We start from the raw sequence: 22967 nt of genomic DNA, 5'->3' as shown, positions 1-22967 counted from the left end.
GAAGTTGTAAGCCCGAAGGCGGCCCGGGGGTGGTCACCCACCCCCGGGAGGGCGATCACTCGCCCTTGGCCTTCTGGACGATCTCGTCGGAGACGTTGCGCGGCACCTCGGCGTAGGAGTTGAACTCCATCGAGTACACAGCGCGGCCCGAGGTCTTCGAGCGCAGGTCACCGATGTAGCCGAACATCTCGGACAGCGGCACCTGAGCGCGGATGACCTTGACGCCCTGGGCGTCCTCCATCGACTGGATCTGGCCACGGCGGCTGTTCAGGTCACCGATGACGTCACCCATGTACTCCTCCGGAGTACGCACCTCGACGGCCATGATCGGCTCGAGGATGACCGGGTTCGCGCGGCGCGCAGCTTCCTTGAAGCCCATCGAGCCGGCGATCTTGAACGCCATTTCGGAGGAGTCCACGTCGTGCGAGGCACCGTCAACGAGGGTGGCCTTGACGCCCACCATCGGGAAGCCGGCCAGGACACCGACGTTCATCGCGTCCTGGAAGCCCTGGTCGGTCGGCGAGATGTACTCGCGCGGGATACGACCACCGGTGACGGCGTTGACGAACTCGTACGTCTTGTCGCCCTCGACGTCCATCGGCTCCAGCGTGAACTGGATCTTGGCGAACTGACCCGAACCACCGGTCTGCTTCTTGTGCGTGTAGTCGTGCTTCTCGACGGCCTTCTTGATCGTCTCGCGGTACGCCACCTGCGGCTTGCCGACGTTGGCCTCGACCTTGAACTCGCGCTTCATGCGGTCCACGAGGATGTCCAGGTGCAGCTCGCCCATGCCCTTGATGAGGGTCTGGCCGGTCTCCTGGATCTGCTCGACGCGGAACGTCGGGTCCTCTTCGGCGAGCTTCTGGATCGCGGTGCCCAGCTTCTCCTGGTCAGCCTTGGTCTTCGGCTCGATGGCGACCTCGATCACCGGCTCCGGGAACGTCATCGACTCGAGGACGACCTGGTGCGTCGGGTCGCTCAGGGTGTCACCGGTGGTGGTGTCCTTGAGGCCGATCACGGCGTAGATGTGACCCGCCGTCATCGAGTCGACCGGCATCTCCTTGTTGGCGTGCATCTGGAAGATCTTGCCGATGCGCTCCTTCTTGCCCTTGGTCGAGTTGATGACCTGGGCACCCGAGTCGAGGTGACCCGAGTAGACGCGCACGAAGGTGAGACGACCGAAGAACGGGTGCACGGCGATCTTGAAGGCCAGGGCCGCGAACGGCTCGTCCTTCGAAGGCTTGCGCTCGATGATGATCTCTTCGTTCTTGGGGTCCTTCGCCTCGATGGCGGGGACGTCCAGCGGCGAAGGCAGGTAGTCGACGACGGCGTCAAGCATCGGCTGAACGCCGCGGTTCTTGAACGCGGAGCCACACAGCACCGGGTACAGCTCGCCGGCGATCGTGAGCTTGCGGATGCCCGCCTTGATCTCCTCGACGGTGAGCTCTTCGCCACCGAAGTACTTCTCCATGAGAGCGTCGTCGGTCTCGGCGACGGCCTCGAGGATGAGCGTGCGGTACTCGTTGGCCTTCTCGACCAGGTCAGCCGGGATGTCTTCGATCTCGTACTTGGCGCCCATGGTGACATCACCCTTGGCGTCGCCCGGCCAGGTCAGCGCGCGCATGTTGATCAGGTCAACGACGCCGTAGAACTCGCTCTCCGAGCCCAGCGGCAGCTGGAGCACGAGGGGCTTGGCCTTCAGGCGGTTGATGATGGTGTCGACCGTGAAGTAGAAGTCGGCGCCCAGCTTGTCCATCTTGTTGACGAAGCAGATACGCGGGACGTCGTACTTGTCGGCCTGACGCCACACGGTCTCGGACTGGGGCTCAACGCCCTCCTTGCCGTCGAAGACGGCGACGGCACCGTCGAGGACGCGGAGCGAACGCTCCACCTCGACCGTGAAGTCCACGTGACCGGGGGTGTCGATGATGTTGATCTGCGTGCCGTTCCAGAAGCACGTCACAGCAGCAGAGGTGATCGTGATGCCACGCTCCTGCTCCTGCTCCATCCAGTCGGTCGTCGCGCCACCATCGTGGGTCTCGCCGATCTTGTGGTTGACGCCCGTGTAGAACAGGATGCGCTCGGTCGTCGTCGTCTTGCCGGCATCGATGTGCGCCATGATGCCGATGTTGCGGACCTTCTTGAGGTCGGTGAGCACTTCTTGTGCCACGGGGTCTTCCTTACATCGAGGAGTGGATCAGGGTCCGGTCCGCCCATGGGGTCACCACGGGCGGACCGGAGGGGCTCATTACCAGCGGTAGTGAGCGAAGGCGCGGTTCGACTCGGCCATCTTGTGGGTGTCTTCGCGGCGCTTGACCGCGGCACCCAGGCCGTTCGCCGCATCGAGGATCTCGTTGCGCAGGCGCTCGGTCATCGTCTTCTCACGACGACCCTTCGCGTACGACACGAGCCAGCGCAGCGCGAGCGTGTTCGCGCGGTGCGGCTTGACCTCAACCGGAACCTGGTAGGTCGAGCCACCGACACGGCGGCTGCGGACCTCGAGGGTGGGACGGACGTTGTCGAGCGCCTTCTTCAGCGTTGCGACGGCGTCCTGGCCGCTCTTCTCCTCGACACCCGAGAGGGCGCCGTAGACGATCGACTCGGCGAGCGACTTCTTGCCGTCGACGAGGATCTTGTTCACGAGCGACGTGACGATCGGTGCGCCGTATACCGGGTCGTTGACGACCGGGCGCTTGGGGGCGGGACCCTTACGAGGCATTGGACTCAGCCCTTCTTCGCGCCGTAGCGGGAACGAGCCTGCTTACGGTTCTTGACAGCCTGCGTGTCGAGAGCGCCACGCACGATCTTGTAGCGGACACCGGGGAGGTCCTTCACACGACCACCGCGCACGAGCACCATCGAGTGCTCCTGCAGGTTGTGGCCCTCACCGGGGATGTACGCGGTGACCTCGGTACCGTTGGACAGCTTCACACGAGCGACCTTGCGCATCGCCGAGTTCGGCTTCTTCGGGGTGGTGGTGTACACGCGGGTGCACACGCCGCGCTGCTGCGGGTTCGCCTTCAGGGCGGGAGCCTTGGTCTTGGTGACCTTGGGCGTCCGTCCCTTGCGAACCAACTGCTGAATAGTTGGCACTTCTTCTCCTTGATTTGCTGCACGGTGACAGCTCGTGTTCTCGTCCCCCGCAGTGAGAAGATTTCTCTTCGTGTCGAGGGGCTTCACGTTCATCCGCCCGCGCGCCAGAATCACTGACACGCTGTGGGTGGATATGCCGTGGGGGTGACCTGTTCGCAGGCCCGTCCCGAGATGTGTCCGCTTCCGCTCACCGTGGACCTGCAGGCAGGACCGTAGGCACGCGGGCGCGCACACCCTCCCATACTACGCGTATTTCGATTCCCCCGGCAACGCGGGCGTGTCGCGCCGAAACTCGCGTCGCCGGACTCCGCGGACCGTCATGTGCGGGCGGGAGTCCGCAGACGACGGACCGGAGCGGGCGGGCGCGTGGAGCGCCACCGGCGGGTGCGGTCGATCCACGCTGGGGCTTGGACCTCCGGGACGCCTGCGGTCATGCGGACCGCCCAGCCGTTGGTGTCGAGGAATCGGTGGTGGTTCCAACACAGCAGGACACCGTTGTCGATGCTGGTCGGGCCACCGTCCTTGTATTCCGTGACGTGGTGGAACTCGCACCACCGCGCGGGGGTGTGGCACCCGGGGATGACGCAGGTCCGGTCCCGTGCGGCGATCGCTCGGCGCTGGGTGGCGTTGAAGATGCGATCGGTGATCGTGGTCGCCAGCACGCGACCGTCGCGCCCGGTGACGACCCGCTGGATCTGGCCGATGCAGGCGGTGTGCGTCGCGACGGCGACGGGGACGTGGACATCGGTTCCGGTCGCGTCGACACCGTTCATCCGCGCCCATCCCGTGCCGGCGCAGAGGTCCGGTTCGTCGACATGGACGACCAACGTCGGTGCGGCCCCGCCGATGACGGGGAGGTCGGAGCTCGCGGCGACGGCGAGGATCGTGGCGAACGCGTCATGGCGGCACTGCCCGGCCGTGCGCTCATCGCGAGGATCGCCTTCGCCGGCGGTGTCGCGGAATCGGACTCCGGCATCCTTGCCGTGGGGGTTGATGATGGCGTCGATGGCCGTCTGCAACTGCGCCGCGACCTCGGGCAGGAGCCGTCCGTGCAGACTGACCACACCGTCCCGCGCGCGCCCGAAGTACAGGGCGCGCAGCCGTCGGGCGCGATCCTCCTGCGGCTCCGCCCCGTCCTGATCCAGCGCCGCCGCCCACGCACCCGCGTGCACGCTGAGGCAGTCGGCCATGGCCGGCACCGAGCGGCGGGTCGTAGTCTCCGCCTCCGCCGGCGCGGGGGCGCCCCAGTCCCCCGCACTCATCGTTCGCTCGGTGAGCACCAGATCGTCCTCGTTCACCCCGGCGACGTCGGCGAGGGCTCGATCGGCCACCGCGAGGTCGTCAGCGGGGACCCGATCACGGACCGCGTCGAGAGGCAGGGCCGCGGCCGCGAGCCCGTCGGCTCCGATCCGTCCGCTCATCAGGGCGTCCCGCAGCGCCGGGAATCGGGCCGACCGCGGTTCGCCGTTCAGGCCGAGGTCCTCGCGCACGAGCGCACCGAGTCGACTCCACTGCTTGACCACCCCCGGAGCCGCGCCGGTGGCGCGTTGCATCAGTTCGTTCACGTTGCGGCATCCGCACGCGAGGTCGAAACGATCCCGACCCGTTCCGGCGGAGCGGCGGTCGGCCTCGCTCGTAGCGATGATCAGGGCCGCTTGCGCGGCTCGGAGCAGAGCGCCGGCCTCAACCGCGAAGTCCAGGAGATCGGCTCCGCGCGCCGCCCGAGCGGCCCCGTCGTGAAGCGTCCCGGTGACGGCGACGACGGCCTGTGCCATCATCTCCCGGGCCCGCTCCATCGAGGTCTCCATCCATCGATTCTACCGCCCTGCAAGCCTCGCGTTCGGGGATAAAGGCCAGTTCAGTACTATTTTCAGACCTCCCGACCGAGAGTGCAGTGCAGATTCCGTAGTGCGCGGACCCGCCGGCGCAGGGCCCGTCGTTTCGGCCTCGTGACGCTCTTTCGACGGACCGGACGGGGTGAGAGAACCCTCACCCGCCGACACGGGTGCGGCGCGGGTGGATCAGAGCATCGACAGAACGATCAGCGTCGCCGAGACCACCGCAGCCACGATGACGACGGCCACGATCGCCGCGCCGATCCAGAACCGGCGACGCGCCCGCTCGCTGCGGTGCGCCTCGTCGGCCATCGTGTCCGCCGGCACCTGCGGTGGTGGGCCGGCCGCGGCGGGCGTTCGCTGGATCTCCGTGCGCGGGATCTCGCGCGGCCGGTAGGCCTCGCGCAGGATCGCCGCGTCCGGCTCGTGCGCCTGGCGCTGCACGGGCGGGTCGACGAGATCCGCGGTGCGGGCGCGACGACGCGAGACGACGACGGTGTCCTCCGACGCCGCCGGGTCCGCCTCGTCCTGCGGCGCGCCGTCCGCGGCGACCTGGGTGGTGTCCAACTGCGCGGTCACGACGCCGGGCTCGCGTCGTGGTGCGCCGCCCCGGCGGGAGCCGAGCACGGTGGTTTCGAGGTCCTCCGGAGCCGTCCCGCTCGCACGGCGGGCGCTGATCACCGTGGCATCGAGGTCCTCCGCGTTCGATCCACCACCACGACGCGCACTGAGCACCGTCTCATCGAGGTCCTCCGGCACGCCGGGGCGCGCACTGCGCACGGTCTCGATCTCGTCCGCCCGGTCGGCGGACGCGGCGGACGCGCGGCGCGGACGGGGAACGGTGTCCTCATCCGGGCGCTCGTCCGCCGGGTCAGACGTCATCGCGGGTCGGCTCCGGCGAGGGTGAATTCGGCGTCGCCGAGGAGGAATCGCTCGGTGAGCGCCACCCGCTGCTGCGGTGCGATCTCCGTCTCGCCGCCGTCGGCGCCGAGCAGCACCACACCGTTCGTGGAGTCGAGGTCGACGATGTGCCACGAGCCGTCCAGCAGTTCCAGCCGGGCGTGCGTCTTGGACACCGTGCGCGTGCCGTCCTGGACGGGCACGAGCTGGGCGTCGGAATCGCCGGCGTCCGGGCGGCGCCCGAGCAGAACCACGGTCCCGGTCAGCTCCACCGACCGCCCCATCGGCAGTCCCAGGGTCCACACCGTGGTGCGACGTCGCACGGCGAGCTGCGTCGCCTCGTCGAAGTCCTCGTCCGCGGGCTCGTTCGCGGCTGCCTCGTGCGCGGCCGCCTCGGCGGCGGCCTGCTGCGCTGACACCGCGGCCGATGCCGAGCGCGGTGAGCCGGCCTCGGGTGATCCGGCCACGGCGGACACCTCGGCCGACTGCTCCAGCCCGGCCTCGCCGGTCGCTTCGGCGGGCCGACGCCGCAGGCGCGGCGACCAGTCGCCGTCCGCCGCGTCCACCGCGGGCGTCGGGGCCCATCCGGTGCCGGGCACCGGCGGCGGCGGGACGATCCCCGGCAGCACGCCGGCCCCGCGTCCGGGCACGATGATCGGCGGAACGTCGTCGTCGAAGGGCTCCGGCTCGGCGGGTTCCAGTGCGGGCGGCACGGACATCGCGGCGCGGGCCTGAGCGATGACCTCGGAGTCCTCTCGCAACCGGGTGGCGCCTCGCCGGGGGCCGGCCTCGGCCGCGGGCGGCACGGCGGGTGCGGCGGGCACTGCCGCGGGAGCCGCGGGGCGCGACCTCCGCGGGAGCGGGTGCTGCCGCCGCCGGAGCGGGGTACCGGTCCGAGGCCGGCGCGAAAGGTGCGTCCACGACGCCGTGACCTCCCGCCGCCGGTCGGGCGACATCCGCGTCAGCGGCCGCGGTCGGGGGCGCGGCGAACGGGCTCGACACCGGCGCGATGGGCTCGGCCGTCGGCGGAGTGTACGCGGGCGGAGCGACGAAGGCGGTCGTGTCGTGGATGCCCGGTTCGGCGACCGGCACCGCCGGCTGTCCCGGGACCGCGGGCTGCTCGGTGGCGAAGATCTGCGGGTCGTATGCGGCCGCGGACGGCGCCGGAGCCACGGCCGCCACCGGCGACGCGGCGTGCACGGGACGCCCGTCCGCGCCCGCCGTGGTCTGATGCAGGGCGGCGCCGAACAGGTCGCTGACCTGGGGGCTGAGGTCCCCGGTGGCCCCGGGGGCGCTGGCGTACGGATCCATCGCGTAAGCGTACGCATCGCGCTGCGTGGGCTCGGGACCGAGCCAACGCGCCGAGCCCCAGCCGATCACGCTCAGCCAGATCACGGGCGCGAAGAACGCCAGGATGGCCCACAGCGGGGACAACCCGAACCGCGGACTCAGCTTGACGCCGAGGAAGAGGAAGACCAGGGAGCTGAACGGGATGACCAGCAGCCCCAGCAGAGGGTTCATGCCCGCCGCCTTGAACAGCAGCATGACGTTGTAGATGGGGACCCAGCCGGCCCACGTGGCTTCCTTGTCGCCGGTCTTGCGCAGCACGGCGACGCACGCCAGCGACATCCAGACGTAGAGGGCGGCGATCACGAGAACCCAGACGATGACGGCGATGAGCACCACGACCATGCTCGAACCGGACGGATTGATATCAGGCATAGCGGTCAGACGTCGCTGTCGCGACGTGTCCTCCTCTCCGATCGCGTCGAGGACGCGGGGCGGGGTCGCGCGGCCATCCGCCGCGTGAACGATTTCAACGATAAGGCCGCCCGCACCCGGCGCCACCATCCGAGGTCGGAGCTGAGCGCGCGGCGTTCGTCGCCGACGATCTCCCAGAACCGGGACGCCTCGTCGTCGGCGACGGCGGTTCCGGAGAACACGGCGTGATCGGCGCGGGTCGCCAGCTCCGGTCCGGAGGGGGTGGCGTAGAGGGCGGCGAGTTCGTGGCGCGTCTGGGTCGAGGGAGCCGGATGACCGGCGTCGACGGCCGCGTCGACGTACTCCTCCCAGCCGCCGGCGACGGCGCGGGCGCGATCGGGATCTCCCCGTCGACTTCGGCGTCGGAGGACCTTGGCGATGAGGACGCCGAGGAACGGCGCCAGCACGATGATCAATCCGAGCAGGGACAGCCCCGCGATGCGCACGATCTGCCACAGCGCACCGAGGTCCGCTCCCCCGTTCGGGTCGTCCGGGCTCTCCGCGGCCTGCTGACCCAGCGGATCCGGCGGGGCAACCTCCTGAGCGGACCGCGGGCGCACGGTGGTGGGAACCTCCGGATCGCGTTCGCGCTTCGTCTTCGTCTGCACGTCATCGCTGTGCTGCGGCGTGGTGTCCAGCGGGTGCCAGAGGCCGTCGGCGTCCTGCACCTCCAGCCAGGCCGAGACGTCGCCCGACGTGCACGTGCCGTCGGTGCAGGCGGGCAGGTCCTGACCCTCGGCAGAGGTCCGCACGCCCACCACGACCCGCGACGGGAAGCCGAGGCTCTGCGCGATGATCGCACTCGCGACGGCGAACTGCTCGTCGTCGCCGACGGCGGCTACCAGGGACGCGCCTGCGCCCTGCTCGGCCGCCTGCGACTCGCGCTCGAGCAGCTGACGGAACAGCTGATCCACCCGCGCCAGCGAATGTCCGGAGGCTGAGGAACGGAACGTGTAACCGTCCAGGTCGCGCATCCACAGGGGCGGCTCGCCCTCGTCGATGCTCAGCGCGTGGCTGAGGTAGCCGCGCTCGCGCAGCGCGCCGATGACCTCGACCAGACCGGCCCCGCTGTGGGCGGGGTTCTCCTCCTCGAGCCACCGCTCCAGATTCGGCGGCGGCTGCACCGTCGCGGCCGCGTTCGGTGAGGCGACGGTGGCGAGGTCCGGGACGGTGGGGATCACGGCCGTCATGCGGTAGGCGTCCCCGGAGTTCAGGCCCGCGGACTCCAGAGCGGTCTGCGTGCCGGCGTCGTAGTAGAAGCGATCGGCGAGAGTGGGCGCGTCTCCCGCGGTGAAATCAATGGTGGCGAGGGACCCGAAACTCGGCACCCAGACCCCGCCCAGTCCGGCGATCGTGATGGTCGCGGTGGCCTCGGTGCCCGCCGGCGTCGACAGGCGCGACGGCACGCGCTGGAACGCACCGTCCTCGCCGGTGGACGCGCGGTACGCGGTTCCGTCGTAGGAGACCAGAGTCGCGATCCGCACGCGGTCCGGCAACGGCCCGTTCGCGGTGATCGAGAACAGGGGCGTCTCGTACGTGTCGTCGCGGAAGCGGTTGCGGTAGGTCGCCAGCGGACTGAGCGCATCGGTGTCGGAGATCTCCGGGCCCACGGCGGTGCGCAGGACCGTCCGGGGGCGGGCGTCAGCCAGGGTGGGCGTGACGACGATCCCGACGATGAGCGCGACGACGATCATCCCGGCCGCGAGCGCGCCCCGACGGACCATCGCACCCGTGGTGGCCGCTCGCCGCCGCACGATTCCGGTGGCCTCGGCCGCACGGTGCAGAGCGGAGCGGCGCGAATCGCGCGCCCGCCAGGCGAGCCAACCGACGCTCGCCAGCAGCGCGGCGGCGCCTGTCGCGGTCTCGACGGGAGCCGCCAGTTCGAACCCGCCCAGTCGCAGCGGGCTCGACGTCGAGGTGCGCCCGAAGACCAGGCCGAACACCGGCATCAGCGCCGCCACCGGGACCGCCCACGCCGCGCGGGACGAGGACTGCCCGCACCGGCGGACGGCGACGAAGACCGCGACGAGGAACACCACGCCCGCCACGACCAGGAGGTTGCGGTACTCGCCGACCGGCAGCGGGACCGTCGCGAGGTCCTTGAAACCCAGGATCGGCGCGGTGAGGACGTCCACGACGCCACCCGGCCACACCGAACCGCCCGCCCAGCGCGCAGGGATCCCGAGACCGATCCCGATCAGCAGCCAGCCACCGACGAGCGCCGCCGTCCATCCCCACCACGGCCAGCGATAGCGCACGCTGAGCGCCGCCACCGCCGCCCCGACCAGGGAGGCGGCAAGCACGATCCAGACCACGGCGAGCGACTGGTAGATCGGCCAGACCGCGACCAGACCGAGCGCAGCCATGACGGCGACGTAGGCACCACCGGCGATCACCGAGCGCGTGTTCATGCGGACAACCCCCGAGCGATCAGGGACGGCAGGTCCTCCAGCACACCGATCGTGAGCACGGTGAGATCCCCGATCGGGCGGATGCGCGGGTGCGCCATCTCATCGCAGATCACCGCGACCACACTGGTGTCGGCGGCGTACGCCAGCGCCGCGCGGCGCAGCCGCTCCAGCCCGACGTGAGATCCGCACACGACGAAGGCGATGGACAGGCCGTCGCCGGATTCCGCCTGGAGCGCGCACACGTCCTCCAGCGGCACCGTGCTCTCCAGGGAGTCCACGGCGCAGAACTCGTCCAGGAGACCACGGGGGGTGATCGCCCCGAGCTGACGGACCGACCGCAGCCGCCCCCGTACGACGCGCGGGATCTCCGCCCCGACGGTCACGTCCACGTCCCGACCATCGCGCAACGCCTGCACGCTCAGCGATGCGGCGGCGCTCACCGCGAGCTCGTACTCGTCCGCACCGGCGTAGTCGGACTCCGCGAGCGAGACGGCGATCGCCATCCGCGAGCGCCGGGTCTCCTCGTACTGGCGGACCATGAGCCGGCCCGTCTTGGCGGTCGATTTCCAGTGCACCAGGCGCTGCGCGTCACCGGGCGCGTACTCCCGGATGGCGTGGAACGCCATGTCGTTGTCGACCAGTCGCCGCGTCGCGTTGCCTTCGAGGTCGCGGATCAGCCCCGCACTGGTGGTCGGGATCATCGTCGTCCGCGGGTGCACGAAGACCTGGTGGATGTCGGCCCAATCGTTCTCCCGCCGCAGGAGCCCGATCGGATCGGACCGCACCGCGGTCGCCGGGCCCACCACGATGATGCCGCGCTGCGGCGTCGGGATCTCCACCGGATTGTGCACGGTGTGATCGGCACGCAGCAGCGGCACCGGGATCTCGATGAGGCCGTCGCCGACCGGCAGATCGATGCGACCCGGCAGCGCGATGCGGGAGCCCCGGTTGCGGACCGTCACGTCGGTCGGCACGCTGCCCCCGGCGACCACGCGATCGGCGTCCAGGGACAGCCCCACGTCGTAGGCGCGCGCACCGAACAGGAACGGCAGGCTGAGCAGCAGCAGGGCCAGGGCGACCAGTCCCCCCGCGAGCCATTCGTTCCAGCCCAGCAGCCAGCCGACCAGGGTGCCCACAACGGCGACCAGGACCGCGATCCACCCGGCGGTGGTGATGGTTCCGGACACCTCATCGCGTGCCGTGCGCAGCCACCGACGCCCCCGCCCGAAGGCGCGCGACACCGCCAGCGCGGCCTGCATCGGCCTGCTGCGTCGGGTCGTGGAGCGGGTTCGAGTCCGGGTCCGGGTGTGCGTCCCGGTCCCGGTGCCCGTGCCGGTGGAGTCGATCGTCATGCGTTCTCGCGTTGCGTGGGCGGCGCGACCTCCAGCAGCACCTGGCCGACCACGGACTCCGCCGTGACGCCGTCGAACTCCGCCTCCGGGTGGAGGATCAAACGATGCGCCAGCACCGGGACGGCGAGGCTCTTCACGTCGTCCGGCGTCGCGTACGTCCGGCCCTGAGCGGCACCGCGCGACTTCACGGCCTTCGTCAGCGCCAGCGCCCCGCGGATCGACACGCCCAGGCGCACCTGATCCGCCGATCGGGTGGCGTCCACGACGCGGGCGATGTAGTCCAGCACCAGGGCGTCCACGTACACGTCGCGGGCCAGGTCCGCCATCGACACCAGCGCCTGCGGCGTCACGACCGGGCGCAGCTGGGCGGTGTCGACCGCGGCGCCGTCCAGGATCCGCAGCGTGGCGGCGTGGTCCGGGTAGCCCAGGGAGGTCTTCAGCAGGAAGCGGTCCAGCTGCGCCTCCGGCAGGCGGTAGGTGCCCGCCTGCTCGACGGGGTTCTGCGTCGCGACGACGAGGAACGGCACGCCCGCCTCACGGGTGACGCCGTCGACGGTGACGCTGCCCTCCTCCATGACCTCCAGGAGGGCGGCCTGGGTCTTCGGGCTCGCGCGGTTGATCTCGTCCGCGAGCACGATGTTGGCGAAGATCGGCCCGGCGTGGAATTCGAACTGTCCGGTCTTCTGGTCGTACACCGTGATGCCGGTGATGTCACCGGGCAGCAGGTCCGGCGTGAACTGGATCCGGGTGTGCGTGCCCTGCACGGACTGGGCGAGCGCACGCGCCAACGAGGTCTTCCCGGTGCCCGGCACATCCTCGAGCAGCACGTGCCCCTCGCTGATCATCGCCGTGAGCACGAGCTCGATGACCGGACGCTTGCCCAGCACCGCCAGCTCCACGTTGTCGGCCAGTTGCGCGAACGTCTGCGCGAACCAGGTCGCCTGCTCCTGCGTGATCGTCATCGTCGTCCTCGTGTCATTCCTGTGTCGTCGTGCGCGTCAGCCGCAGTTCGCGCTGAAGGTCTTCTCGTAGTCATCCAACGGGATCCCGCCCGGCCACGAGATCTGCACCGTGATGCCCCGCACCTTGACGGCGCCGTCCGGGACCACGCCGTCCTGCGTCGGGGTGAGCTTCTTGTTCTTGTCGTTGTAGTACGTGGCGTCATCGAACGAGATCGCCACGTGCGCCCCCATGCCGCCGTCCGCGATGTCGGGCTGGCCGGAGGGCTTCTGGCCCGGGGTGCACTGGGCGTCCCACGTCACGCGTGCCTGGTAGGCCGCGCTCGATCTCGCCGCCGCGACCGTCCCGCTCTGGGACTTCCAGCCGGCGATCACCGAACTGCTGAAGTAGACGCTGATCCCCGGGTCCTCGCCGAAGAGCTTCTTGTTCGGCCACACGACATGCGCCTCGTAGCCCTCCGGGACATCCCCCTGCGGATCATCCGTGATGCGCCACTCCGCCCAGCGATCACCGCCGCGCGGCTCGCGGTTGACGGTGTACGTCCAGCCCTCCGGGGGTGACTCGTCACCGGCGACGGCGACCGTCACCTGGGTCTCGGTCGTGCCGAAGGTCTTCCCGTCCTGCACCGACGTGGCGCAGACCGTGAAGGTGTACTTCCGGTTGTTGTCGACGGTGAACTCCGCGTCAGCATTCGCACCGGGATCGCCGCACTTCTGATCCGGCGCGCTGATCGCGTAGAGGACGTCCGCGCCGGTTCCGCCGGGGTCGGCGCTCACGGTGAGGTGGACGGTGGAGCGGCGGTCATCGATCGGCGTGACGGTCGGCTCGGCGACCGTCAGCGCGACCGGCTTGCCGATGCCGTTGGCCTGACGCGTGATCCCGACGCCGTTGCTCTGGTTCGGCCCGTCACCGGAGGGCACGTCGAAGCGGCTGACCGGTGTCGCGGTGACGCTGACCGGGGTGTTCGATCCGACCCGGTACTCCAGGGTGACGCTGTCGTCCCCGCTGCCGATGGGCTGGTCCACCGTCTTCGCGCCCGGCGCGGTGATCGACAGCCGCGCCGTATTGGCGGTGTCGATGCCGCTCACGGTCAGCCGGACGAGTCCGCCGGAACCGTCCGCGGTCGGCAGCGCGACGCTGGTCATGTTCGCCGGGGTGCGCGGCGGGTTGTACGCCCACGCGACCGTGGAGACCGAGTCCCGCGACGAGCCCACCGCGTTGACCGCGACGACGTCGAACTGCTTCTTGTCGCCGTTCGCACCGGAGATGGCCGGGCAGACCCCGTCGGCCGTGCACGAGGTCACGGTCCGGCCTGCGCTGGAGACGACGAACCCGGTGAGGGCCGGGTACGACGATCGGGCCGCTCCGGGGTCGATGCGCAGCGTCAGCGAACCGTCGGAGAAGGCGCTCTGGGCGACGCCGCCGGGCGCCCGCGGGTAGCCCTGCAGGTCGAGGATCGCGGACCCGGCGCGATCACCGAGCGTCCGGCGGCCCTGCGCGTCCTCGAGCACGAACGACGCCGTGCAGCTGCCGCCGGGGCTGTCGCCGGTCCAGGACGCGACGACCGCGTCGCCGTGCACCGTGAAGGAGACCCCGGCGCACTGACTGGAGCCGGTCACGTCCACCAGCTTCAGCGGCGTGTGCGGCAGCGGGTTGACCTCGCCCGGGGCGCCGAGCACCGGGATCTCGCAGGAGGTGCCGTCAGCGACGGAGCAGACCTTCTGCGTCGTCCCGGCGCGGGGCAGCGCGTTCGGCGCGGCCCCGACGCGCAGGATCAGCTGCGTCGGGGTCACCCCCTCCTGGCTGACGACGTTGACCGTCACGGCGGTCTCCCGTCCGGGCGATGCGGTGTCCGCGGCGCGGGCGGTGACGATGCCACCGCTCTCGGTCACCGCGAAGTCACCGCCGGGGGAATCGATGGCGTACCGGATCGTGTCCCAGTCCGCCGCACCCTGCCACGAGGTCATCTCGCGCAGATCGTAGCGCGCCTCCGCACCCGGTGAAACGGTCAGGGACGCCCCCCGCAGCGTCGGCACCGGCGTGAGCGCCTTCACCGCGATGGGGACGGAAACGATCGTCCACTGCTCCTGACCGACGAGGCGGACATGGACGACGCAGTTGTCCGTCCACGGCGCCCCGGACCCCGCCGTGTAGGTCAGCTTCGTGCCGCCGGAGGGCGCGCACGTGGCGGCCGATCGCGCCCCGGAGGCGGCCGTGTCGGCGGAGATCTCCAACTGTCCGTCGCGCGGCATGACCATCATCGGACGCAGGTCGAAGGTCACCGCCCCGTCCTCGTCCGCCCGCTGCGCGGCGACGCCGGGCGCGAGCGAGATCGTGGCGTCATCGGCGGCCGGGACGCGCACGAACGCGTAGGTCGTGATCTTGGTGCCGTCCGAGAGCGTGCCGGCCACGGCGAACGGCACGATCTGCGGACGAGCGGTGACCTGTCCGGAGATCTTGCGTCCGGACACGTTGACGTTCGACGCACCCGCCCAGGGCTGCAGCTTGAGCGTGCCGACGTCGCCACCGGTCCAGGTGACCTTGCCGGCGAGCACGTCGACACCGTCGGCGAAGCGGTCCCGTGTCTGGGTGGTGAGGACGGTGTCCGCCACGACCGGGTAGTCCGGGACGGTCTCGCGCACGACCTTGACGACGATCAGGCCGCGGCCGGTGTTGCCGGACGAACTGGTCACGTCGTAGAGGAACGACATGGTCCCCGGGTTCGCGCCGGCACCGATCACGACGCCGGTGTCGGTCTGCGAGCGGATCAGGTCCGCCCATGCCCGGTACTCGGGGTTGGGGGTGTCGCCGTCCAGCTTCTCCTGGAGGTTCGGCACGATCTTCGAGATCGTGAGTTTGCCGTTGGTCGGGTCGATGTCGTTCTCGAGCGGGCTGACGCGCACTTCGGAGTCGCTGCCGGCCTGCACCTGCACGTAGTCGGTGAAGGTGACCGGGCTGGGGTTGGACTGCGCTTCCAGCACTCCCACGCGAGCCACCCCGACCGTGCTCTTGCCGAAGGCGTCGGTGACGCGGTACGTGAACGAGTCCTGTCCACCCTGGGAGCCGGGTGTCGAGGTGTAGACGATCGCGTCGCCGTCGGAGGAGATGGTGGCCGTGCCGCGCGTCGGCTGGGTCTCAATGCGCTCCAGCGTGACCGCATCACCGTCCGGGTCCACGCCGTACGGATCGAACGGGATCGTCACCGTCTGCCCGGGCAGGACGCGACCCTCGAGCATCTGCGGTCGGGGCGCGCGATTCGCCTCGTCACCGATCACGGTGAGCTTGACCGTGGCGTCCGTGGACAGCGATGGCGCCCCGGACGTGTACACGCTGTACGGCACCGTGTAGGAGCCGGGCTTGCTCGGAGCGAGCAGGCGCAGGGAGGACCCGGCCGCGAACGCCAGGCCGTCGCCGGGCGAGGTGATCGAGGAGGGGTCCAGGGTCAGCGACGAGCCGGAGGGAGCGACGTCGTTGTCGAGCACGGGGACATCCACCTGTGCGCCGGCGCGAACCACGAGGGCGTCGTCCACCGCGATGGGCGCGAGTTCCTGTGCGGCCGGCAGCAGGTACACCGTCGCCTGGCCGGAGACGGACGCGCCGCCCTCCGTCGAGCCGTCGCTGACGGTGTAGTCGACGACGCCGAGCGCACCCGGTCGACCGTCCGCCGTGCTGCCCGAGACGCGCAGGTACTGCTGGCCGACGGTGTCCACCTGGAGCGTGGAGCCCTCGGTCGTCGTCGAGTGGACCCCGCTGAGCAGCAGGACGCGCCGCGTCGGGTTCGACACCGCCGCCAGCACGTCGATCGTGGTGTCCTCCTGCGGACGCAGGAACGCCACCACCGGCGCGGTCGCGAGCTGCGCGGGCGCGTCCGCGGCGAGCAGGGTGATGCGCGCGGTCGCGCTGGCCTCCGTGGTGCCGTCGGTGACGACGTAGCGCACGCGATAGGTCCCCGGCTTCGCGGAGGTGAAGTCGATGCCGGTCCCGGAAGCGGCGACCGCGGGTCGGGCGTCCTGACTGTCGATGAGCTGGACGCTCTTGACGGTGACATCGCCCGCCGTCCCGCGGACGTGCCGGAGCACGTCGACGGTGAGATCGGCGTTGACCGAGTCCAGGACCGTGAAGGAGTCCGCCTCGAGCTTCGGGGTGGGCGAGACGCGCACCTTCAGCGTCTTGGTGGCCGTCGCGCCCCGGCTGTCCGACACCGTCACCGCGATCGGCACGACCTGGGCGGTGCCGGCACCGGTCCCGGCGTTCTGGTAGACGACCGCGCCGGTCGGCGTCACCGTGGCGACACCGGTTCCTGCGGGCGCGGAGGCGGACAGCACGAGCAGCGGGTCGCCGTCCGGGTCCACCCAGCCGTTCTGCACCGGAAGGCTGATCGTCCCGCCGGTGCGAACCTCCGGCTCGGGCCAGGGCGCGAGGCAGCCGGGTACCCCGCACCACTCCGGCGCGCGATTCTCCGTCGGCTCGACCGTCGTCATCGTCACCGTGGTGACGTTCGAGTACAGTCCATCCGCCTTCGTGCCGTCCGTGACGCGGTAGGACACGGTGGCCGAGCCACTCGCGTCCGGCGCCACCGAGACGACCAGCCGCCCGCCGTCATCGGCGATGCCCACGGTGCCGAATTCCGGGTCGGACAGTTGGACACTCGCCGGGTCGATGCTCAGCACGTCCTCGTTCGGGTCGTGGTCGTTCAGCAGGACCGGGAGCACGGCGACGGTCCCGGCGCGAACACCGAACGAGTCCGGCTCGGCCACCGGCGGCTTCGGATCCAGCACGACGTCGGCCTCGACGTCGCTGACCTCCTGCGAGACGTCCTTGGACTCATCCAGGCTCCAGTCCTGGCTGGACAGGACCAGCGCGCCGTCCGGAACCTGCCACACCCATCCGCTGCGCGTCTCGTTGAGGATCATCGTCGACCCGTTGCCGGTGAACGTCGCGCGGCGTGTGTCATCGAGCGTCTGCCCGTTGTAGTCCAGCTCGACCTCGCCATGGCCCGAGCGCCACATCGTGCCGGCGGTGGTCCCGAGCCAGGCGGCGTAGGTGGAACCGTCGAAGGTCGCCGGTCGTGCCGGATGGCCGAGGCTCGTCGAGGTTCCGCCGACGATGCGCTCAGCCGCCGAGCCGTCCGCCGAGATGCGGACGAGGCCACCCTCATCGGCGAGATACGTGTCCGGCGCGTCCTTCGCCGCCGGCCGAGCGAGGAGGACCGAACCGACGGTCGCGACCTTGATCGATTGCTCCCGGTCGCGGCGGATCAGCACGCCGCTGTCGGCGTCGAAGAGGAACCAGTTCTCTCCGATCGCGGTCAGCGCGGGTTGGTCGCCGACCTTCGCCGTGACCCGGTCGACGCCGAGGATCCGGCCGTCCGGAATGCTGTAGCGCAGCACCGACTTGTCGGTCGCGGAGTATGCGAACAGCACGCCGTCGTCGTTGACCGTCACGGCGGCGGCGGCGTAGGCGGGCGTCTCGTCGCCGCCGTCCTTGCCCTTGGTGTCCTCGCTCTTGTGCGGACTCGGGTCCACGGCCGTCGCCGCCCCGGTGGACAGCCGTCCGCCGAACACCCCGCCCACGTCCGTCCGATAGGCGACGTAATCGCCCGCCGTCGCCGATTCGGTCGTGCCGGTCGGCGTCGCGGCGCCGGCTCGCAGGGCCTCCTCGTCCAGGTCGGCGGGCAGGGCGCCGTCGATCGTGGTGAGGTGGCCGTAGCTGTCCGAGAAGAGGTAGGCCCCGGTCGAGGACTGCACGATCGCGGACGGGTTCGCGACGTTGCGCACCGTGTCGAGCTCACCGACGGCGGTGTTCACCCGGGCGTAGTGGCTGCCGCTCGCGGTCTGCAGCGCCCAGACGCTCGCATCCGTGGGCGGCGTGTCCCGTGCGTCCAGGCCCGGCCACACCGCACTGGCACCGATGACCAGCGCCGCGGCGACCGCACCGACCACCAGGCCGACGATCGTCCTCCGCTGCATGTCAGAGCACCCCCGCGAGCCAGACCCCGAGGCCCGTTCCGACCGCGATCAGCGCGACACCACCACCGATGAGCCAGCCCCACGGCACGCCGGAGCGGCGGGCGACGGGAATCCCGTCGTCCTCAGGTCGGGCGTAGGTGGACAGTGCCGTGCCGGCGGCGGTCTTGCGGGCACTCGTCTGGGACACGTGCGCTCGCACGTGACCGCGCGTGGAGGCGTCGTCGAAGCTGATCGCGGGTGCCGCCCAGACGTCCTCCGCGACCTCGAGGGGCGTGGGAGCGAGCCCGAGCGAGGTCTCGACGGCGCGCAGCGCCTCGGCCAGCGCCAGTGCGGAAGCGTAGCGCTCACGCGGGGTGCGTCGCATCGCGGCGGCGAGCACCTCCTGCAGGGCGTCCGGGACGTCCGACCGGTGCACGGGTGTGTAGGTGGCCCGCAGGATGCGACGACGCAGCTGCTCCCGACTGTTCTGCCCCTGTTCGGGTCGCTCGAAGGGCGACTGCCCGGCCAGGAGCGAGTACACGGTCGCACCGAGCGACCACACCTCACTCGTGACGTCACCGGACGTGTGCTCGGCGATCACCTCCGGTGCGGTCCACGGCACGGACATCGCCATCATGCCGTCCGGGGTCGCGCGCGCGAGCGAGGAGGCGATGCCGAAGTCCGCCAGGACCGGCTGCCCGAACGCGGTGATGAGGATGTTGCCCGGCTTGATGTCGCGGTGCACGAGTCCGGTGCGATGCGCGGTCTCCAGCGCGCCGGCCATCTTCACGCCCACGGCGAGCACCTCGGGCACCGGAATGCGCTCGGTGCGGTACCGCGGCGACATCGACCCCGGGCAGTACTCCATCACGATGTAGGCCCGACCGTCAGCGGAGATCCCGGCCTGGTAGACGGTCACGATCGACGGGTGCGCGCTCAGCCGGGCGAGCACGTCCGCCTCGGCGTTGAACATGCGCAGCAGGTCGGAGTCGCGGACGTCGCTGGGCAGCACTTTCACGGCGACTGAGCGGCGCGGCATGGCCTGTTCATAGAGGAACACGTCCGCGAAGCCACCGGAGCCGAGCGGGCGGACGAAGGTGAGTCCGGCCAGCACAGGCGGCGCGGACAGCACTCTTTTCGCCAACGCCGACCCCCTCCTGGTGACTTGAGCCGATACGCGCGACACACGCCTCGGCGAACGCGACAACTCCGCCAGCCATGGTAACAGGCACGTCCTGGCGGACTCCTTGACGCTCAGGGGGCGAAGCCATGCCCATCGGGGTCGAACGGCGTGTCGAGCGCGCGGGCGAGGTCGGCCAGCATGGCGTCGATCTGCGGCTCCACGAACCGTCCGACCGCGGCGTGGATCTCTTCTCGGTGGTGCTCCAGCAGCGCGCACACTTCGCGGCCGACGAGGTTCGCGTACTCGTCGGCGAGCGCCACTTCCTGACGGAGGGCGGCCTTCGCCTCGGCGCTCAGCGGCGGCAGCGCCGGCATCGCCGCGGCACTCTCGGCGGCGAGACCGGCGATGGTGAACAGGAACGGCGCTTCCGGGTCCGGGTCCGGATCCAGGGGCAGTCCCTCGAACTCCGGCGGCAGGTCCTCGGCCGGACGGTAGGAGCGGGCGCGGTTCCGCTCGGCCTGCTCATCCAGCTCGGACTGCAGCATCGGGAGGTTGCGTGCGGTGTAATCCGCGACGGCGTGATCGATGATCGTCTTGATGCGTGTGGACATCCCGTGCTGGACACCGTGCGGCACGTCCGCGCCCAGGCCGGCAGCGGCCAGCACCGGAGATCCGAGACAGCGACGGCACACGGCCACGCGCCCACGATGGGTGGCCGGTTGCCACCGCGGCAACCAGCGCATCCAGGCCTCGACCGCCTGGTTCACCTGGGTTTCGAGCGACCGCTCCACGCCTCCACCGTAGTGCGCGCGGGCACCGGCGGCGCTCATTCGTCGTCGTGCTTCTCCCAGGGCCACCGCGCGGTGGGGCCGGGCGAACGCAACGCAACCGCGACACCGACCTCCGCCAGCAGTCCGGCGACGAAGACCACGGGCGTGAAGCCGCCGACCACGAGGTGAGTGGCCGCCGCCCCCGCATCGACCAAGCCCAGCGGCGCGATCGTCACCGTCACGGCCAACAGGTGGACCGCGGCCGCCACCAGTCCGGCGACCACGGCGGTCCCGAGGCCCGGACGGCGTGCGGCGGTCGTGACGGCGACGGCGAACCAGGCAACGGTCGCGAGCGCGACTCCCAGCGCACCGGGGAACGGCCCGAGCTCGCCGACCGTGATCACGTCCGTCCGGGTCACGAAGCTCACCGCGCCGAATCCGGCGATCAGCAGCGCGACGAAGACGACCGCGCCCGCCCCCGCATAAGCGAGATGGCGGACGCGGTCGTTCTGCGTCATGAGGCGGTCACTGCTGGTACAGCTGCGGGCCCGCGTCGAGCGTGCGCTGGTACTCCTCCTGCGCCTCCTCGTTGGCGACGATGACCCTGCGACCACGGCGGGCGATCCAGCCACCGAACCAGATCGGCAGTTCCCGGCCCACCACGAAGGCGACGAGTCCGGCGACGGAGAAGACCGAATCGCGCGCCAGCGTGACGCCCTCGTGCGCGGTGAGCGAGCGCGGGTCGGCCTGCAGCACCTGGCCGAGGACGTGGCCACCGAGCGCGGCGAGACCCACCAGCAGGCCGAACACGACCCAGTAGCCCCACTTCGCGGTGTTGATGAAGGCGCCGAGCAGCCAGAACGCCAGGAAGAAGACCACGACCGGCGTCCAGAACGAGAACGTTCCGACCTGATCCAGCGCGGCGTGCCCGAGCGCGTCGCCGGAGGCGAGCGTCCGGCCGGCGTCGGCCAGCAGGATGGCGGCGAGGTAGAGGACGGCGAAGATCACGGTCGCGATGAGGGCGACGACGCCGGCGAATCCGCGGTTGCCCCGCTTGGCCGGCGGTTCCGGAGCCTGCACGAAGATCGGCTGCTGCGACACCGGCGAAACGTTGGAGGCCACCACCGTGGGGGTCTCTTCCACGGGCGTCACCGCCGCCGGCGGCGGGTCCAGCGGGGTGTCGCGCACGGACTCGGGCAGCTGCGTGGTCGCCTCGGTCACCTCGGGACGGTCGTACCAGGGCGTGTCATCGTCGTCGGCGATCGCCGCGGCGGCGGCTGCCGCTGCCGGGTCGTGCGCGGCCGGACGGGCGGACGTCGCAGCGGCGGCGCCGATCGCGGCGGCCTCAGCGGCGGCGTCGGTGCCGGCGTGGGTCGCGGCTTCGGTGGCGACCGGACGCGCGGGCTCGTCGGCCGTCGTCGCGGCCGGAGCCGCCGGGACCGTCTCGCCGCCGAAAGCGGACTCGGTGGCGGGGTCGCCGAACGCGGCGGCGTCGGCCGCCTCGGTCCGCAGCGCGGCGTCATCGGACGTCGGCGTGACCGGCTCCTCGGCGGACGGAGCGGGCGAGGCCTCTTCGGTGGCACCGGAGGCATCGGTGGCGAACGTTCGCTCGGGCACCTCGTCGGCGGGACGGGGTGCCGCCGCGGGCGTCACCGTGCGGTCCACGGTGTATTCGTCGGCGCCGGCGTTCTGCGCATCGGCGATGTTGCCGTTGGCGCGGTCGACGACGTCATCGATCGATGAGTGTGCGGCGGTGTCCGCGACGGGGTCACCGGCGGTCTCGAACTCGACGGCGGGATCGCCGGACGTGTTCTCGTGGTCAGAGGACCTGGAATCGCTCATGACGCTCTCCTCGTGCGGTGGTGGATATCCGGCCGCCAATTTATCGCGGTGAACAGCGCTTGCGGTGGAGCCCCGCCGCGCGTTGGTGAGCCCCGCCGCTCATCCGCGTACTCGGTCCCCCGCACCTCCGGCATTCGCGGCGCGGATTCGTGACGGCGCCACGGATGACGCGTGCGCTCAGTGCGGCAGGTGTTGGGTCAGAAAATCGCCGATCTGAGCCCGAACGGGCGAATCGGCGGTCAGGAAGTCCGCACCGTGGCTCTTCGAGTCCGCCACGATGACGAGCTTCAGGTCCGCGGCGCCGGCCTCGGACAGTTCCGTCGCCTGCTCCCCGAAATCGTCGTCCTCCGCCCCGGCGATCAGGAGGATCGGCGCGGTGATCTCCGGCATCGCGGTCAGCGCGTCCACGTCGCCGAACGTCGTCGGCGGCGACAGGGCCACCACGACCGCCGGATCCGTCAGCGGCGCCGCCGCGAGCACCTCCGTGGCACCGCGGGAGGTGCCGACCAGTCCGACCTCTGCGGTGCCGTTCGCGCGGAGCCAGTTCGCCACCGCGACGACCCCGCCCACGGGGTCGGGGACGTCGGCGTTGACCAGGGCCACGCGATACCCCTCCGCCGCGAACTCCCTCCCGCGATCGTCGAGCCCGCACACGTCCATGCGCACCTGTGGGACGAGGATGAGCGCGGGGCCCGTCCCGTACACGACCGCATCGACGACGTCATCACCGTGACTGAGGGCGGTGTCTCCAGCCCTGGCGCAGTCCGGCGCCTCCCCGGTGTGCACCTGCAGAGGCTCGACGGTCGCCACCGGAGCCGCGGTCGGCGTCGACGTCGGCGCCGCGGACTCCGCTGAGCGCGTCGGCACCGGCGATGCCCCGCCGCCCTCCCCTGACGCCGCGCAACCGGTGAGCAGCACGAGCACGGCCCCGATCCCGATCCCCCACGGTCTCATGCGGGTCACGCTACCCGC

Annotated in this window: 16 protein-coding genes and 1 pseudogene; 1 reads left to right on the top strand and 16 read right to left on the bottom strand. The window is 70.9% G+C overall.

Annotated features, from left to right (window positions below; genetic code table 11):
- Positions 1 to 55 precede the first annotated feature (55 nt).
- The 6 genes from fusA to BN1193_RS18100 form a co-directional block, all read right to left on the bottom strand.
- Entirely contained in the window at positions 56 to 2170 is a 2115-nt protein-coding gene (gene fusA / locus BN1193_RS00485) for an elongation factor G (RefSeq protein WP_040162885.1), read from the bottom strand.
- A gap of 78 nt (positions 2171 to 2248) precedes the next feature.
- On the bottom strand, positions 2249 to 2719 hold the full coding sequence (gene rpsG, locus BN1193_RS00480) for a 30S ribosomal protein S7 (RefSeq protein WP_040162883.1): 471 nt from the start codon (positions 2717 to 2719) through the stop codon (positions 2249 to 2251).
- A gap of 5 nt (positions 2720 to 2724) precedes the next feature.
- Entirely contained in the window at positions 2725 to 3093 is a 369-nt protein-coding gene (gene rpsL, locus BN1193_RS00475; RefSeq protein ID WP_040162881.1) for a 30S ribosomal protein S12, read from the bottom strand.
- 317 nt (positions 3094 to 3410) lie between these two features.
- Positions 3411 to 4901, bottom strand: a complete 1491-nt coding sequence (locus BN1193_RS00470) for an HNH endonuclease signature motif containing protein (protein ID WP_040162879.1) — start codon at positions 4899 to 4901, stop codon at positions 3411 to 3413.
- A 213-nt stretch (positions 4902 to 5114) separates the two neighbouring features.
- Positions 5115 to 5810 (bottom strand): hypothetical protein, encoded by a 696-nt coding sequence (locus BN1193_RS00465; RefSeq protein WP_040162875.1) that lies wholly within the window; start codon positions 5808 to 5810, stop codon positions 5115 to 5117.
- Positions 5807 to 6652: an FHA domain-containing protein gene (locus BN1193_RS18100; RefSeq protein WP_040162873.1), complete on the bottom strand. Its 846-nt coding sequence runs from the start codon at positions 6650 to 6652 to the stop codon at positions 5807 to 5809. Before BN1193_RS18100 ends, BN1193_RS00465 begins: the two co-directional genes overlap by 4 nt.
- Before the next feature lie 185 nt (positions 6653 to 6837).
- Between BN1193_RS18100 and BN1193_RS18095 the strand changes: the two genes are divergently transcribed.
- Entirely contained in the window at positions 6838 to 7059 is a 222-nt protein-coding gene (locus tag BN1193_RS18095; RefSeq protein WP_052460291.1) for a hypothetical protein, read from the top strand.
- Positions 7060 to 7184: 125 nt separating this feature from the next.
- On the opposite strand, the pseudogene BN1193_RS18525 reads toward BN1193_RS18095, so the two are convergent.
- The 10 genes and pseudogenes from BN1193_RS18525 to BN1193_RS00405 form a co-directional block, all read right to left on the bottom strand.
- Positions 7185 to 7457 (bottom strand): annotated as a pseudogene (locus BN1193_RS18525) (DUF5684 domain-containing protein); the annotation flags it as partial.
- A 98-nt stretch (positions 7458 to 7555) separates the two neighbouring features.
- Complete coding sequence (locus BN1193_RS00445) at positions 7556 to 10000, bottom strand: transglutaminase domain-containing protein (protein ID WP_052460290.1); 2445 nt, start codon at positions 9998 to 10000, stop codon at positions 7556 to 7558.
- Positions 9997 to 11352, bottom strand: coding sequence for a DUF58 domain-containing protein (locus BN1193_RS00440; protein ID WP_040162867.1), 1356 nt, complete (start codon positions 11350 to 11352; stop codon positions 9997 to 9999). Before BN1193_RS00440 ends, BN1193_RS00445 begins: the two co-directional genes overlap by 4 nt.
- The gene (locus BN1193_RS00435; RefSeq protein WP_040162866.1) at positions 11349 to 12314 is read right to left on the bottom strand and encodes an AAA family ATPase; all 966 of its coding nucleotides are present in this window, start codon (positions 12312 to 12314) and stop codon (positions 11349 to 11351) included. Before BN1193_RS00435 ends, BN1193_RS00440 begins: the two co-directional genes overlap by 4 nt.
- A 36-nt stretch (positions 12315 to 12350) precedes the next feature.
- Positions 12351 to 18281 (bottom strand): Ig-like domain-containing protein, encoded by a 5931-nt coding sequence (locus BN1193_RS00430; protein ID WP_052460289.1) that lies wholly within the window; start codon positions 18279 to 18281, stop codon positions 12351 to 12353.
- Position 18282: 1 nt separating this feature from the next.
- Positions 18283 to 19404: a serine/threonine-protein kinase gene (locus BN1193_RS00425; RefSeq protein ID WP_040162863.1), complete on the bottom strand. Its 1122-nt coding sequence runs from the start codon at positions 19402 to 19404 to the stop codon at positions 18283 to 18285.
- Positions 19405 to 19514: 110 nt separating this feature from the next.
- Positions 19515 to 20174, bottom strand: coding sequence for a hypothetical protein (locus BN1193_RS00420; RefSeq protein WP_040163164.1), 660 nt, complete (start codon positions 20172 to 20174; stop codon positions 19515 to 19517).
- 35 nt (positions 20175 to 20209) lie between these two features.
- Positions 20210 to 20671 (bottom strand): hypothetical protein, encoded by a 462-nt coding sequence (locus tag BN1193_RS00415; protein ID WP_052460288.1) that lies wholly within the window; start codon positions 20669 to 20671, stop codon positions 20210 to 20212.
- A 7-nt stretch (positions 20672 to 20678) separates the two neighbouring features.
- Positions 20679 to 21995, bottom strand: a complete 1317-nt coding sequence (locus tag BN1193_RS00410) for a hypothetical protein (RefSeq protein ID WP_052460287.1) — start codon at positions 21993 to 21995, stop codon at positions 20679 to 20681.
- A 177-nt stretch (positions 21996 to 22172) separates the two neighbouring features.
- On the bottom strand, positions 22173 to 22949 hold the full coding sequence (locus BN1193_RS00405) for an alpha/beta hydrolase family protein (protein WP_040162860.1): 777 nt from the start codon (positions 22947 to 22949) through the stop codon (positions 22173 to 22175).
- Positions 22950 to 22967 lie beyond the last annotated feature (18 nt).

Source organism: Microbacterium gorillae (assembly GCF_000826185.2).
Taxonomy (GTDB): domain Bacteria; phylum Actinomycetota; class Actinomycetes; order Actinomycetales; family Microbacteriaceae; genus Microbacterium; species Microbacterium gorillae.
This window is presented reverse-complemented; position numbering and strand designations above follow the sequence as displayed.

What these genes read in the sequence shown, in the direction of transcription:
- rpsG (WP_040162883.1), bottom strand. Translation starts at nt 2,719, where the DNA reads ATGCCTCGTAAGGGTCCCGCCCCCAAGCGCCCGGTCGTCAACGACCCG.
- BN1193_RS00470 (WP_040162879.1), bottom strand. Translation starts at nt 4,901, where the DNA reads ATGGAGACCTCGATGGAGCGGGCCCGGGAGATGATGGCACAGGCCGTC.
- BN1193_RS00465 (WP_040162875.1), bottom strand. Translation starts at nt 5,810, where the DNA reads ATGACGTCTGACCCGGCGGACGAGCGCCCGGATGAGGACACCGTTCCC.
- BN1193_RS18095 (WP_052460291.1), top strand. Translation starts at nt 6,838, where the DNA reads ATGGGCTCGGCCGTCGGCGGAGTGTACGCGGGCGGAGCGACGAAGGCG.
- BN1193_RS00445 (WP_052460290.1), bottom strand. Translation starts at nt 10,000, where the DNA reads ATGAACACGCGCTCGGTGATCGCCGGTGGTGCCTACGTCGCCGTCATG.
- BN1193_RS00440 (WP_040162867.1), bottom strand. Translation starts at nt 11,352, where the DNA reads ATGACGATCGACTCCACCGGCACGGGCACCGGGACCGGGACGCACACC.
- BN1193_RS00435 (WP_040162866.1), bottom strand. Translation starts at nt 12,314, where the DNA reads ATGACGATCACGCAGGAGCAGGCGACCTGGTTCGCGCAGACGTTCGCG.
- BN1193_RS00430 (WP_052460289.1), bottom strand. Translation starts at nt 18,281, where the DNA reads ATGCAGCGGAGGACGATCGTCGGCCTGGTGGTCGGTGCGGTCGCCGCG.
- BN1193_RS00415 (WP_052460288.1), bottom strand. Translation starts at nt 20,671, where the DNA reads ATGACGCAGAACGACCGCGTCCGCCATCTCGCTTATGCGGGGGCGGGC.
- BN1193_RS00410 (WP_052460287.1), bottom strand. Translation starts at nt 21,995, where the DNA reads ATGAGCGATTCCAGGTCCTCTGACCACGAGAACACGTCCGGCGATCCC.
- BN1193_RS00405 (WP_040162860.1), bottom strand. Translation starts at nt 22,949, where the DNA reads ATGAGACCGTGGGGGATCGGGATCGGGGCCGTGCTCGTGCTGCTCACC.